At 63.7% G+C, this 13,080-nt stretch carries 12 protein-coding genes; 4 read left to right on the top strand and 8 right to left on the bottom strand.

Going from position 1 to position 13,080, the window contains the following annotated elements:
• Window positions 1-133: 133 nt before the first annotated feature.
• From HX898_RS12150 to HX898_RS12130, 5 genes are all read right to left on the bottom strand, one after another.
• The gene (locus HX898_RS12150; RefSeq protein ID WP_171599081.1) at window positions 134-856 is read right to left on the bottom strand and encodes an HAD family hydrolase; all 723 of its coding nucleotides are present in this window, start codon (window positions 854-856) and stop codon (window positions 134-136) included.
• Window positions 857-865: 9 nt separating this feature from the next.
• On the bottom strand, window positions 866-2,185 hold the full coding sequence (gene waaA, locus HX898_RS12145) for a lipid IV(A) 3-deoxy-D-manno-octulosonic acid transferase (RefSeq protein WP_171599080.1): 1,320 nt from the start codon (window positions 2,183-2,185) through the stop codon (window positions 866-868).
• 176 nt (window positions 2,186-2,361) lie between these two features.
• On the bottom strand, window positions 2,362-2,607 hold the full coding sequence (locus HX898_RS12140) for a DUF4170 domain-containing protein (protein ID WP_003545820.1): 246 nt from the start codon (window positions 2,605-2,607) through the stop codon (window positions 2,362-2,364).
• Window positions 2,608-2,668: 61 nt separating this feature from the next.
• Window positions 2,669-3,478 carry a 3'(2'),5'-bisphosphate nucleotidase CysQ gene (locus HX898_RS12135; RefSeq protein ID WP_171599079.1) on the bottom strand — a complete coding sequence of 270 codons (810 nt, stop codon included), beginning with the start codon at window positions 3,476-3,478 and terminating at the stop codon, window positions 2,669-2,671.
• A gap of 180 nt (window positions 3,479-3,658) precedes the next feature.
• Window positions 3,659-5,005, bottom strand: a complete 1,347-nt coding sequence (locus HX898_RS12130; protein ID WP_171599078.1) for a TldD/PmbA family protein — start codon at window positions 5,003-5,005, stop codon at window positions 3,659-3,661.
• Between the two features lie 119 nt (window positions 5,006-5,124).
• Here HX898_RS12130 and HX898_RS12125 point away from each other — a divergent pair, with 119 nt between their 5' ends.
• The 4 genes from HX898_RS12125 to HX898_RS12110 all read left to right on the top strand — a co-directional run bounded on the left by HX898_RS12125 (window position 5,125) and on the right by HX898_RS12110 (window position 9,366).
• Window positions 5,125-6,939: a monovalent cation:proton antiporter-2 (CPA2) family protein gene (locus tag HX898_RS12125; RefSeq protein ID WP_029872602.1), complete on the top strand. Its 1,815-nt coding sequence runs from the start codon at window positions 5,125-5,127 to the stop codon at window positions 6,937-6,939.
• Window positions 6,940-7,029: 90 nt separating this feature from the next.
• Window positions 7,030-7,437, top strand: coding sequence for a hypothetical protein (locus HX898_RS12120; protein ID WP_171599076.1), 408 nt, complete (start codon window positions 7,030-7,032; stop codon window positions 7,435-7,437).
• Between the two features lie 89 nt (window positions 7,438-7,526).
• Window positions 7,527-8,900 (top strand): PepSY domain-containing protein, encoded by a 1,374-nt coding sequence (locus HX898_RS12115; RefSeq protein WP_180194751.1) that lies wholly within the window; start codon window positions 7,527-7,529, stop codon window positions 8,898-8,900.
• A 13-nt stretch (window positions 8,901-8,913) separates the two neighbouring features.
• Window positions 8,914-9,366, top strand: coding sequence for a copper uptake system-associated protein (locus tag HX898_RS12110; RefSeq protein WP_138390682.1), 453 nt, complete (start codon window positions 8,914-8,916; stop codon window positions 9,364-9,366).
• 123 nt (window positions 9,367-9,489) lie between these two features.
• Here HX898_RS12110 and HX898_RS12105 read toward each other — a convergent pair whose 3' ends face one another.
• From HX898_RS12105 to HX898_RS12095, 3 genes are read right to left on the bottom strand one after another with little or no spacing between them, the layout of a single operon-like run.
• Window positions 9,490-10,371 carry a patatin-like phospholipase family protein gene (locus HX898_RS12105; protein WP_138390683.1) on the bottom strand — a complete coding sequence of 294 codons (882 nt, stop codon included), beginning with the start codon at window positions 10,369-10,371 and terminating at the stop codon, window positions 9,490-9,492.
• A gap of 12 nt (window positions 10,372-10,383) precedes the next feature.
• The gene (rsmD, locus tag HX898_RS12100) at window positions 10,384-10,944 is read right to left on the bottom strand and encodes a 16S rRNA (guanine(966)-N(2))-methyltransferase RsmD (RefSeq protein ID WP_138390684.1); all 561 of its coding nucleotides are present in this window, start codon (window positions 10,942-10,944) and stop codon (window positions 10,384-10,386) included.
• Window positions 10,925-13,036, bottom strand: a complete 2,112-nt coding sequence (locus HX898_RS12095) for a pseudouridine synthase (RefSeq protein ID WP_180194750.1) — start codon at window positions 13,034-13,036, stop codon at window positions 10,925-10,927. Before HX898_RS12095 ends, rsmD begins: the two co-directional genes overlap by 20 nt.
• Window positions 13,037-13,080 lie beyond the last annotated feature (44 nt).

Genomic DNA, 13,080 nt, shown 5'->3' with positions numbered 1-13,080 from the left:
AGTCGCTGCGCGCTTTTCCCGGCAAAACCGCCGTGCACTTTTGCTGGAATTGCTTTAGCCACAGCCAGTCCCCTGCTTTTCGACCGGCCCGGATTGAGAAGCCAAAACCTGAAAAAATGCAAGCCCTTACCCGTCAGGCCGGCTGCAGGTCCGGCAGCAGGGTCTCGATGGCGGTGATATCGTCGAGCACGTGATCGGCCGCGGCGGCAAGCGTCTCCCGCGAACCGGTGCCGGTCAGCACCGCGATCCTCAGGCCGGTGCCGGCATTCAGACCCATGTGCAGATCGTGATTGTTGTCGCCGACCATGGCGACCTCTTCAGGCGAAAGACCGGTCGCGGCGCAGAAGCCGAGCACCATGCCCGGCTCCGGCTTGACGCCGAAACCGCTGTCGTAGCCAGCGATGTAATCGATATAGCCGGCGAAACCGAAACGTTCCGCCGTCTGGCGGATCGACCGTTCATTGTCGCTGGAGGCAACGCCGAGCTTGAAGCCGCGCCGATGCAGCCGGGCGAAGAAGCCGGCAAGGTCGGTCACTGGCACAGAAAATTCGGCAGCGCTGGAAAAGAGTTCGTCGAGGCGGACCGTCAACTCGCCGACATCGACCATCGAACCCGCGGCAACCAGACCCTCGGCGATCTGGCGGGTATTGCCGGCGGCAAGCAGGCTGTCGGGAACGATATGGCCGGTCACCGGATCCATGCCGCAGGCCGAAAGCAGCCGGTCGGCGAGAAGCTGATCCCCTTGGGCTGCGATGCGGGCAAGCTCGCGATTGACCGGCAGCCAGCTCTCGTCATAGTCGAGCAGCGTGCCGTCCTTGTCGAAGAGGATGCCTTTGATAGGGGACGCTGCCGACATCTCAGCTCCTTAGACCTGGGCCACGGCCTTGGGCAGCAGCCGCGCCTTCACCGTCAGCGGATTGATATAGGGTTCCAGGCCCTTCACCGTCGCTGTCAGCGCGCCGCGCATTTCGTGCACGGCGGTGATGCCGGCCTCGATCATATTGCGGCGGGCGTCGTCGTTGATCAGCAGATAATGCACGCCCTTGGCCAGCATTTCGGTATCGCGCACCATGCGGGCGCTGCCGCTGCGAGCAAGCTTCTGATAGGCATCGCGGAAATTCTGCACATGGCCGCCGGAGAGAATGGCGCAGCCGAGCATGGCAGGCTCCAGCGGGTTCTGGCCGCCTTCGGCAAAGAGCGAGCGGCCGACGAAGGCGATTTCCGTCAGGCGCAGATAGAGGCCCATTTCGCCGATCGTATCGCCGAGGAAGATATCGACATCGGCGGACAAGACATCGTCGCGGGTGCGGCGGGCGACCTTCAGCCCCTGCTTGACGAGCGCCGCCTCGATCTCATCGCTGCGCTCGGGATGGCGCGGCACGATGATGGTCAATTGATGGTCGCGCTCCCTGAGCGCCCGATGAACGATGGCGGCGGCATTCTCCTCGCCGTCGAAGGTCGAGATCGCCGCCCAGGTCTTGCGATCGCCGATCTGCTTCTTATAGCGGGCGAAGACAGCGCTGTCATAAGGCGGCGCGTCGGTATCGACCTTCAGATTGCCCGAGGTGATGACGGGCACAGCGCCGAGATCGCGGAAACGTTCGGCATCGACATCCGACTGGGCGATGACGAGGGCAAGATTCTCGAACAAGGCTTCGGCGATCGCCGGGCGGCGGCGCCAGCGGGCAAAGGAGCGGTCCGACATGCGGGCGTTGATCAGGATCTGCGGAATGCGGCGGCGGCCGAGCTCCAGCACCGTTGCCGGCCAGATCTCGGATTCGGCGATGATGGCGCAATCGGGCTGCCAGTAATCGAGGAAGCGGCTGACGGAAGGCTTCAGGTCGAGTGGCACATATTGATGAATTGCTTCCTGGCCGAGACGCTCGGCGGCGAGCTTGGCCGACGTGATGGTGCCGGTCGTCAGGATGACATGGATGTCGCGGCGGCGGATTTCGCGGATCAGCGGGATGACGGCGTTGGTTTCACCGACGCTTGCGGCATGGAACCAGATGAGCGGGCCCTGCGGCCGGTTGGCGCTCGGATAGCCGAAACGCTCCAGGCGGCGGGCCCGGTCTTCCTTGCCCTTGGCCGTGCGGTAGGTGATATAGAGGCCGACGACTGGAGAGGCCACGGTTCCCGCCAGACGGTATGCGCTCAGACCGAACCGCGCCATCCGGGAACTCATCGCGCCAGCCTCCGATCAAAACCGATCGACATCAAACCCATTCCCTAATTATCGTTGCGGCCGCAATGGCCGATTAATTTGTTCAGAATGCGTCAAACAATCCGGATCGACGGGCGCGCCCGATGCAGCAAAGCCCGCTCGACGAGCGGCCGGCCGGCCGGCAGCACTTGCTAAGCTCAGCCCTTGGGCTTTTCCTGCGGATCGAGCAAACGATGCATGTGGACGATGAAGTAGCGCATATGCGCATTGTCGACCGTCTGCTGCGCCTTCGACTTCCAGGCCGTCAGCGCCGTGGCGTAATCCGGGAAAATACCGACGATATCGAGACCCTGCAGATCACGGAACTGAACGTCATCGAGGCTTTCCAGTTCGCCGCCAAAAACGAGATGCAGAAGCTGCTTCTTGTCACCGGAGTCAGTCATTTTTTGTTCTCTTTCTGCCTATTCTCCTCCGCCACCCATCTGCGGGATTTTGACGGAAACGTCAACTGTCTCGTCGTCCCGCAAAGGCCGTGAGGAATTCCTCAAGGCGAGGCGTTGGCGCCGCACAGAGGACCTTGTGGGTGACTTCGGCGCGATTGTAGACGATCGGTTGGCCTTCGATGTCGACGAGGCCGCCGCCGGCGCAGACAAGGATCAGATCGGCAGCGGCAAGGTCCCAATCATGTGAATTGCCCTTGACGAAGGTGCCTTCGAGACGGCCGTCCGCTACCATGGCGATGCGATAGGCGAGCGAGGGAATGTATTTCTCGCGCGTCACCCGGTCGCGGAACTCCGGTGGAAAGGTCTTCAGCAGGTCGTCGCCGATCGCAAGGCGGCTCATCTCTTCCGGTCCGGCCGCCGAAACGGTGAAGGGGACGCCGTTCTTCAGCGCCACGCCGCCCTCGACCGCCTCATAGAGCTCCTCGAGCGCCGGGGCATAGAGCACGCCGGCGACCGGCCGGCCGCGATGAACCACCGCGACGCTGACACACCAGACCTTCTGCCCGCCGAGGAAGGCGCGCGTGCCGTCGATCGGATCGATGATGAACAGCGTCTCGCATGAGAGACGGTCGGCATCGTCGTCGGTTTCTTCCGACAGCCAGCCATAATCCGGCCGGGCCTTGCGCAGGATGGTCTCGAGCGTCTTGTTGGCGGCGAAATCGGCGGCGCTGACGGGCGAACGGTCCTCGTTCTTCCACCAGACCTCAGGCGACTGGTTGAAGAAGCCGAAAGCGACGGCACCCGCCTCTTTCGCGGCATCGACGATCAGCGTGAGATCGCTCTGCCACCGGGCTTTCTCCATGTCGCTCATCAGATCAATCCATTTCTCAAGGACAGTTGGAGCATGATGTCGTCCGCAAACCGCTCACACTTTTCGGCATCATGCTCTAAAGCGTGTCGCGATCTTTCAGATTCGCTTGCCACGCTTTAGGTCTTTGTTTTTCCGCATGTCTTTATCGCAAAACCGCTGCACACTTTTGCGAGACCTGCTCTAGCGCCCTGCAAGCGTCATGCCTTCGATGGCGAAGGTGGGGGCCGCGACGCCGAACTTCCGGTCGATGTCGTTTGCCAGCGTCAGGCGCATGAACATCTCCTTGAGGTTCGAGGCGATCGTCACCTCGGAGACCGGGAAAGTGAGTTCGCCGTTCTCGATCCAGAAGCCGGTGGCGCCGCGGCTGTATTCGCCGGTGATCATGTTGACGCCGTGGCCGATCAATTCGGTGACATAAAAACCGTTGCCGACGCTGCGGATCAAATCCTCCGGCGAGATCTCGCCGGGTTCCAGCGCGAGGTTGGTGGAGGAAGGCGAGACGGCGGTGCCGCCGCGCACGCCGCGGCCGTTGGTTTCGAGGCCGAGCTCGCGCGCGGTCGAGGTCGAGAGGAACCAGTGCTTCAAAACACCATCCTCGATCATCACCAGCCGCTCGCCGGACACGCCCTCGCCGTCGAAGGGCCGCGAGGAAGGGCCGCGCACGATCAGCGGATCGTCGGTGATCGACAGGCCTGACTTCAGGATCTGCTGACCCATCTTGTCGCGCAGGAAGCTGGACTTGCGGGCGACGGCAGCACCATTGATCGCACCGGCGATATGGCCGACGAAGCCGCGGGCGACACGCGGATCGAAGATGACGGTGATGTCCTTGCCGGTCGGCACCTGGCGCGGATTGACGCGCTTGATCACCCGTTCGCCGGCGCGACGGCCGATTTCAGCGGGATCGTCGAGCTCGGCATAATAGAGACGGCTGTCATAATCATAGTCGCGCTCCATGCCGGTGCCTTCGCCGGCAATCACGCTGACGGAATGGCCGAAACGGGAGGCCATGTAACTGCCTTCGAAACCGTGCGAGGTGGCAAGAACGAGGCCGCCCATGCCGGCCGACGCGCCGGCGCCGGAAGAATTGGTGACACCCTTGACCGCAAGTGCTGCTGCTTCAGCGGCAAGACCCGCCTCGCGCAGCATCTCGGAGGATACCTCGGTGGTATCGAGCAATTGCAGGTCGGGATAGGATCTCGAAAGGCTCGCCTCATCCGCCAGGCAGGCGAAGGGGTCTTCCGGAGAAACCTTGGCCATGGCGACGGCGCGTTCGGCCAGCGCCTGAAGATCGAAGCCCGGATTGGCCGAAACGCTGGCGACACGCTTGCCGATGAAGACACGCAGCGAGAAATCGTCGCTTTCGGAGGATTCCGTGCCCTCGACCTTGCCGAGGCGGACGCTGACCGATTGCGAGCGCGACCGGACGACGACGGCGTCGGCGGCATCGGCCCCTGCCTTCCTTGCCAGATCGATCAATTGACTTGCGCGGGAAAGAAGTGTCGAGGAATCAATTTCAGAGGACATGATTTGGCCTTTCCTTCGGCTTCCATTTATTGTGCACTCTCCCAAGCATCAAGGCCGCCGTCACCGATTCTTTATCCGGGCTGCCTGCTTGCTCCCCGCCGTCGAAAGAAATTGTCAGCATGTCAGCGCCCAATGCCTTTTTTTCCGAAACGATCCTGCTGCTTGGCGGGGCGGTGGTCGCCGCGCCGATCTTCAAGAAACTCGGGCTCGGCACGGTGCTCGGCTATCTCGCCGCCGGCATCGTCATCGGCCCGGTCTTCCACGGCATCACCGATGGCGAACAGATCCTCGCCGTCGCCGAACTCGGCGTCGTCTTCCTGCTGTTTATCATCGGACTGGAGTTGAAACCCACCCGCCTCTGGCAGATGCGGCGCGACATCTTCGGCCTCGGCGCGGCGCAGGTGGTGCTGACGGGGCTAGCGCTGACCGCGCTTGCCTGGTTTTCCCAGGTTCTCGACTGGCGCGGCAGCATCGTCGCCGGATTTGGCCTGGCGCTGTCTTCGACCGCCTTCGCCATGCAGATCCTCGAGGGCGACGGCGACGTCAATACGCGATACGGGCAACGCTCCTTTTCGATGCTGCTGTTCCAGGACCTGGCGATCGTGCCGCTGCTGGCGCTGATCACCATCCTCGACGGCGGCGATAAGGGCAGCAACGCGCCACTGTTCGATTTCGCTATCGCCGTCGGCGCGGTTGCGGCGATGATCGTCATGGGACGTTACCTGCTGACGCCGCTTTTCCAGATCATCGCCCGGACCGGCGCGCGCGAAGCAATGATCGCGGCTGCCCTCTTCGTCGTCATGGGATCGGCGAGCTTGATGCAGCTAGCTGGGCTTTCGATGGCGATGGGCGCCTTCCTATCCGGCGTGATGCTTGCTGAATCCTCCTACCGGCACGAGCTGGAGGCGGATATCGAGCCGTTCCGCGGCGTGCTGCTCGCCATCTTCTTCATCGCCGTCGGCCTGTCGCTGGAGCTCGACGTTCTCGCCGACAACGCGCTCTTCGTCATCGTCGCCGTGCCGATCGTCATGGCCGTCAAGGCGATCGTCATCTACGGCATCTGCCGGATCTCCGGCTCTTCGCATGACGATGCGATCCGCATCGCCTTCCTGCTGCCGCAGGGCGGTGAATTCGGCTTCGTGCTGTTCACCACGGCGGGGGCGGCCGGGCTGATGTCGACGAGCACGGCCTCGCTGCTGGTCGCGATCGTCACGCTGTCCATGGCGCTGACGCCGATCGGGTCGGCCCTTTCGAAGCGGCTGCTCAACGGCGACGAACAGGAGGAGCTGGACGAGGATTTCGAGGGAGCCGGCGCCGACGTGCTGATGGTCGGCTTCTCGCGTTTCGGCCAGATCGCCGCCCAGATCCTGCTTGCCGGCGGGCGCAGCGTCACCGTCATCGATTTTTCCGCCGACCGCATCCGTCAGGCCTCCTCCTTCGGCTTCCGCATCTATTTCGGCGACGGCGCCCGCAAGGACGTGTTGCGCTCGGCCGGCATCGACCGGGCAAAGATCGTGCTCGTCTGCACGCAGAAGAAGGAAATCACCGACAAGGTGGTGGAGCTGGTGCAGGCCGACTATCCCCACACCCGGCTCTATGTGCGCTCCTACGACCGCATCCATTCGATCGAACTGCGCAACAAGGGCGTCGACTACGAGCTGCGCGAAACGCTGGAATCCGGCCTTCTCTTCGGACGGCGAACGCTGGAGGCGCTCGGCGTTTCCGAGGTCGACGCCTACGAAATCGGCGAGGATATCCGCAAGCGCGACGAGGCGCGCCTGGTGCTGCAGGTGTCGGAAGGGCTGCAGGCCGGGCGCGACATGCTGTTTTCCCACCCTGTTCGCCCCGAACCGCTGGTCAAGCCGAAGCGTGCTGCCGATCCTTTCGAGGACGATCCGCTGGCCGGGACCGCGGATGCGACGGCGGATGCCTGATCGCCCCGACTTGCTTGCAAAATTGACGCATTGAATATCAGGGAGGCGGCGTTTATCAAACGTCCGATCGGAGCGATCCAAGAGGGAAACTTGATCAGACGGGCGGCACAGATCGAACAATGGGCGCTGCGCATCCTGTGCGCGGTCGCACTGGTGTTCGTCGGCTTCGCCCATCAGCTTCCCGCCGCAGCGGCTGGCGAATTCGATCCGGCTGAACTCGCCCAATATGTGCTTCCGGACGGGACGCTGCCGACACTTTGCGTTACCACGACGGACAAATCCGGTCAGAGCCAGCACGACAAGTCGCATTCGCACGGTTGCGAAGCCTGCCGGATCAGCACCGCCATTCTCCTGCCGGCGCCGGCGGACATCTCCGGTGCTGCCATACCCTTTGCGGCTGCGGTTGAACTGCCGATCCGGACCGAGGCCTTCCATCGCCAGCTTTTCCCGCCCAATACCGGTCCTCGGGCTCCTCCTTCCGATCCGATCCTTACCTGAACTTCGCGTTGCGGCAGGCGCCGTGACGCGCCTTTCAACGCCGGCCGACCTGCATGCGTGCCGTCGGTTGTGGATACGGATCCATTCTCATGTCGACTATTACTGCTGCCGAACCGGCAGAGGACGCCGCAAACGGCGTTTCGCTCTACCGTGCCATCTGGCGTTGGCATTTCTTTGCCGGGCTTCTCGTCATACCCTTCCTGCTCAATCTGGCCGTCACCGGATCGCTCTATCTCTTCAAGGACGAGATCAACAGCACCTTCTTCGGCTACCGCTACAGTGTCCAGCCGGCTGGCGAAACGCTGTCGCCGGAGCGGATCGCAGAGATCGCCGCCTCCTCCGTGCCGGGCTCAACCGTCACATCCTACAAAGACCCGGTCCTGCCCGAGCGATCGGCCATCGTCACCCTCGCCAGCGATGCCGGCTCGATGCTGGTCTTCGTCAACCCCTATGACGGCAAGGTGCTCGATGTGGTCGGATCGACCGACGAGTTCAATTATGTCGTCAAGCGCATCCATAGCCTCGCCTATTTCGGCACCCTGACGAACCGGCTGATCGAAATTGCCGGCGGCTTTGCCATGGTGCTCGTCGTCACCGGCATCTATCTCTGGTGGCCGCGACGCCAGACGGGCGGCGTCGTCAGCGTGCGGGGAACGCCCGGCCGCCGCGTTTTCTGGCGCGACCTGCATGCGGTGACCGGAGCCTTCGCCGGTGTCCTGATCTTCTTCCTTGCGATGTCAGGCATGCCATGGTCGGGCTATTGGGGGGCGAACGCCAATGCCTGGCTGACCGAACATGGCCTTGGCTATCCGGTCCAGCTCTGGGACGACGTGCCGAAGTCGCAAAAAGTCACCGAGGATATCCTTCCGAACAGCGGCTGGATCGTCGAGAAGGCGCCCGTTCCGCTTTCCGATATCGCCGCAGCGCAATCAGCCAGGCCAATCGGCCTCGATAAAGCCGTGGAGATCGCCAAACGGCTGGGCATGGCGCCGGGCTTCGACGTGGCGATCCCCTCCGACGAGACGGGTGTCTATACCGCCTCGCTCTTTCCCGACGATCTTGCCGACGAACGCACGCTCCATATCGACCAGTATTCCGGCAAACCGCTGATCGATATCGGCTTCGATCAATATCCGTTCCTCGGCAAAGCGATCGAATGGGGCATCAATGTCCACCAGGGACAGGAATGGGGGCGTTTCAACCAGTTGCTGATGCTCGCAACATGCCTTGCAATTGTGCTCAGCTGCGTGACCGCTATCGTCATGTGGTGGAAACGGCGCCCGATCGGCCGCCTCGGTGTGCCACCCATGCCGCCGAAGCCTTCGATCTATTACGGCCTGTGGGTGATTGTCGGGATCTTCGCGGTCACCTTCCCGATGAGCGGGCTCGCGATTGTCGCCATGATCGCCTTCGACCAGATCGTCGTGCGGTTCGTACCGTTGCTGAAACGTGTTCTCGCTTGAGGAAGGCCATCAGATGAAGAAGATCATCGCTATTGTTGGCGGCGTGCTGCTTGCATCCATGGCATCTGCGGACGACGATCCGCAACAGGCGATCCCGGCAAGGCTGAAGGTGATGTTCGAAAGGCCAGACAAGCCGCTCGATATCGCCCCGGTCGTCGTTCAGGCCGATTGGGCGATCGTCGGCTGGCGGCAGGATGGACGCGGCGGACGAGCCCTGATGAAGAAGTCGCATCACGGCTGGAGCATCTATCTCTGCAGCGGCGACAGCCTCAAGGATACCGCAATGCTGGAGACGATCGGGCTTTCCGCACATGAGGCCGCCGGGCTGGCTGCGAAACTGGAAGATGCCGAGGCCGGCCTCGATTCTTCGGCGCTTGCGCTGTTCTCAAGCTTCGAGGGCACGGTGATGATGAACGAGGCTGCAAACGGTGCGGGTCACGCCGGCCATGAGGGCCATGCCCAATGAAGCAAAGAAACAGCTAGAGCATGTCGCGCAAAAGTGTGCGGCGGTTTTGCGATAACGACATGCGCAAAAACAAAGCCTAAAGCGCGAAGAGCGAAGAGCGAATCTGAAAGATCGCGACGCGATTTAGCGCTTCAGCCGAGCCTCGATTTCCCGGTCAAGGGCGAATTTCAGGTCGTCCTTGACGCCGACGGACATGGCGAGGACTTCGCGAGCCTTGAGGAAATCCATGACGCCGGTGCGCCCGACCGTCGGGCGCAGGAAGATGTGCGGCGGGCGAAGCCTCAGCTTCAGCGAGATCGCCGTCTGCATCATCAGCTGGCCGGAACCGAAGATGCTCTCCATACGGTTCGGAATATGGGTGCCGTCGCCTTCCGGCGCGCCGACGACATCGATGCCGACGACGATGTCGGCAAGATCCATCAGGCATTCATAGGGCACGGGATTGCTGATGCCGCCGTCGATCATCACGCGGTCGCGCAGGCGCACCGGCATGAAGACGGCGGGGATGGCGGAAGAAGCCGCGAGTGCGGGAAACAGCTCGCCCTGCTCGATGATGACTTCGCACTGCCCGTAATAATCGGTGGTGATCACCTTCATCGGGACCAGCAGATCTTCGAAGCGGGCCGGCAGCTCGGACGGCAGGAAGGCCTTGAGGATCCGCTCCAGATTGAACTGGCCGATGCGGATACCCTTGGCCACCGCATCGCGCACCGTCGCCGGCCTCAGGCCCCAGATGCGGGCGACGACGGCCGTCTTGTTGCCGACGGTCGTCAGCGCATGTTCGCGGATTTCGGCGCCTGACATGCCGGCCGCCATGCCGGCCGCCATGATCGCGCCGATCGACGAGCCTGATACCGCCACCGGGCGGATGCCGAGTTCATCGAGCGTCTCGATGACATGGATATGGGCAAGTCCGCGCGCACCGCCGCCGCCAAAAGCGACGGCGACCGTCGGCACATCGCTGATCGCAGGCAATTTCGGGCTGATGATCTCTGCCTGCTGCACGCCCGCCCCCGCTTATTGCGGCTGATATCGGAAGAAATGCACCCTCGTATCGCCAAAGATGCGGCTTTCGAGGAAGACATAGGAAGGATGGACGGAAACGACAATATCGGCGCGTTCTTCGAGCACCGCGATTGCGCCTGGCCGCAGCCAGCCGCCCTCGGCCGCCGCCGCCATCGCCTTCTCACCGAGACCCTTGCCATAGGGTGGGTCGGCAAAGATCACGTCGAAGGGGTCGAGATTGCCGACGCTGCCGAGATCGGTCGCATCCCGGCGCAGGATCCGCGTGCGGCCATGCAGGCCGAGCGCATCGATGTTCTCCCAGAGCAGCGCCCTGCCCTCAACGCTGTTTTCGACGAAGAGCGCATGGCGACAGCCGCGTGAAACCGCTTCGAGGCCGACGGCGCCGGTTCCGGCAAAGAGGTCGAGAATCCGGGTGCCGTCGACGCATTCCGGATAGGCATGGCTCAATATATTGAACAGGCTCTCGCGCGTCCGGTCGGCAGTCGGCCGGATCTCGTTGGATTTTGGCACGGCGAGAGGCCGTCCGCGAAACTCACCGCCGACGATCCGCACCGCGCGTCATTCCTTTTCCTTTAGCACCACCTCTGGACGGCCCGCCCGCAGGCCTGTCGCCGCCCGGCCTGTCCCCGCCCGGCTTGGCGCCTTTCGGCTTGCCGGAAAAACTCTTGACCCCGCCAGGCTTGGCCCCACCCGGCTTGGCCGCAAAGCCCTTGCCGCGCGGCCTGTCATCGGAAGGCCTGTCACCCGAGGGCTTGTCGCCGAACGATCTTTCGCCGCGCGGACGCTCGGAGCGGCCCTCGCCGGCAAAGCTTCTGGCTGCCCGCGGACGCTCATCACCGTCCTCGCGCGGCCTGCGATCCCCACGCGGCTTATCGCCGAAGGGCCGGTCTCCACGCGAAGGACGATCACCGGAGGGGCGGTCGCCGCGCGGACGCTCCGAGCGGCCCTCACCGGCGGAGGTTCTGGCGGCACGAGGACGCTCGTCGCCATCCGCACGCGGCTTGCGATCACCGCGCGGCTTGTCGCCGAAGGGCCGATCCCCGCGCGAGGGACGATCACCGAACGGCCGGTCGCCGCGCGGACGCTCAGAACGGGCATCACCTGCGGAGCTTCTCGCGGCACGAGGACGCTCGTCGCCATCCGCACGCGGCTTGCGATCACCGCGCGGCTTGTCGCCGAAGGGCCGATCCCCACGCGAGGGACGATCACCGAACGGCCGGTCGCCGCGCGCCGGGCGGTCGCCAGAACCGCGGTCTTCGCGGGCGGGTCGATCCCCGAAGGAACGCTTACGACCGAAGCCTTCGCCCTCATCCTTGCCGCGGGGCTGCTCGCTCGAGCGGATCCATTCGCCATCCTCTTCGCGCACACGGTTCACCTGCGTGCGCGGGCGATCCTCGATGCGATCATTCTTTGCCGGCGCCTGCTCGCCGCGCCGGCGCGCAGTCTGCGCATTCTTGGCGGCTTTCGCCGCTGCCTTTTCGCCGAGCGGCCGGGCGCCCGGCGCCATCCAGACATTGGCGCTGCGGCGCTGGCCGAGCGGCTGGGGGCGCTTTGGCCTTTCATCGTCCCGGCGCCCGCCATCGCGGCGGTCGTCCTCTTTGCGCGCGCCACCGTGGCGGTCATCGCGCTTGGTGTCGAGACGGCTCAGCGCGCGTTCGCGCTTGTCCTCGTCACGGCGCGGACGCTCGCGCTTTTCCGGTGCTGCGGGCTCTGCCTCTTCCTCGGCAGCGACCGCCGCCGCATTGTAGATCGGCGCGTCGAAATTCGCCTTGGCTTCTTCGATGAGGCGCGGGCCGAGCTGGTCGCGCAGTGTGCGGCCGCGCACTTCGACGACATGGCCTTCCGGCAGGTCGCCAAGCTGGAACGGGCCATAGGAAATGCGGATCAGGCGATTGACGTCGAGGCCGAGCGCGCCGAGCACGTTCTTGATTTCGCGGTTCTTGCCTTCGCGAAGACCCATGGTGATCCAGACGTTCGAGCCTTGGGTGCGGTCGAGCGTCGCCTCGATCGAGCCGTAGAGCACGCCGTCGACGGCAATGCCGTCCTTCAGCTTGTCGAGCGCGTCCTGATCGATCTCGCCATGGGCGCGGACGCGGTAGCGCCGCAGCCAGCCGGTGGCCGGCAGCTCGAGCGCGCGGGCGAGACCGCCGTCATTGGTCAAGAGCAGCAGGCCTTCGGTGTTGATATCGAGGCGGCCGATCGACATGACGCGCGGCAATTCTTCCGGCAGGTTGTCGAAGACGGTCGAGCGGCCTTCCGGATCGGCATTGGTGGTCACCAGGCCGGTGGGCTTATGATAGAGCCACAGCCTGGTGCGCTCGATGCCGCGGATCGGCACGCCGTCGACTTCGATGCGATCGGCGAGCGTGACGTTGACGACGGGGGTTTCGAGAACCCTGCCGTTCAGCGTCACACGGCCTTCCATGATCATGCGTTCGATGTCACGGCGGGAGGCGACGCCGGCGCGCGCCATCACCTTGGAAATGCGTTCGGCCTTGGCGTCACCATCGGTTTCAGCGGCGATTGCGCGTGCGACCGCAGGCTTTGCCGGCTTGTCGCCGTCCGCCTTCGGGCCGGCTTTCGACCTGATATCCCGTGAAAGGGGCTTTGCGCCCGGGCGTTTTGGCTTGTCTTTGGGTGTCATTTGTTGTTTGCCTGCCTTTTGGGCCTGTCTATCAGGTCACGCAT

Source organism: Rhizobium sp. WYCCWR 11128 (assembly GCF_013416305.1).
Lineage (GTDB): Bacteria > Pseudomonadota > Alphaproteobacteria > Rhizobiales > Rhizobiaceae > Rhizobium > Rhizobium indicum.
Note: the sequence above shows the minus strand (reverse complement) of the source record. Positions and strands in the feature narration are given on the sequence as shown.

What these genes read in the sequence shown, in the direction of transcription:
- HX898_RS12140 (WP_003545820.1), bottom strand. Translation starts at nt 2,607, where the DNA reads ATGACTGACTCCGGTGACAAGAAGCAGCTTCTGCATCTCGTTTTTGGC.
- HX898_RS12130 (WP_171599078.1), bottom strand. Translation starts at nt 5,005, where the DNA reads ATGTCCTCTGAAATTGATTCCTCGACACTTCTTTCCCGCGCAAGTCAA.
- HX898_RS12115 (WP_180194751.1), top strand. Translation starts at nt 7,527, where the DNA reads ATGTCGACTATTACTGCTGCCGAACCGGCAGAGGACGCCGCAAACGGC.
- HX898_RS12095 (WP_180194750.1), bottom strand. Translation starts at nt 13,036, where the DNA reads ATGACACCCAAAGACAAGCCAAAACGCCCGGGCGCAAAGCCCCTTTCA.
- HX898_RS12135 (WP_171599079.1), bottom strand. Translation starts at nt 3,478, where the DNA reads ATGAGCGACATGGAGAAAGCCCGGTGGCAGAGCGATCTCACGCTGATC.
- HX898_RS12150 (WP_171599081.1), bottom strand. Translation starts at nt 856, where the DNA reads ATGTCGGCAGCGTCCCCTATCAAAGGCATCCTCTTCGACAAGGACGGC.
- HX898_RS12110 (WP_138390682.1), top strand. Translation starts at nt 8,914, where the DNA reads ATGAAGAAGATCATCGCTATTGTTGGCGGCGTGCTGCTTGCATCCATG.
- HX898_RS12125 (WP_029872602.1), top strand. Translation starts at nt 5,125, where the DNA reads ATGTCAGCGCCCAATGCCTTTTTTTCCGAAACGATCCTGCTGCTTGGC.
- waaA (WP_171599080.1), bottom strand. Translation starts at nt 2,185, where the DNA reads ATGAGTTCCCGGATGGCGCGGTTCGGTCTGAGCGCATACCGTCTGGCG.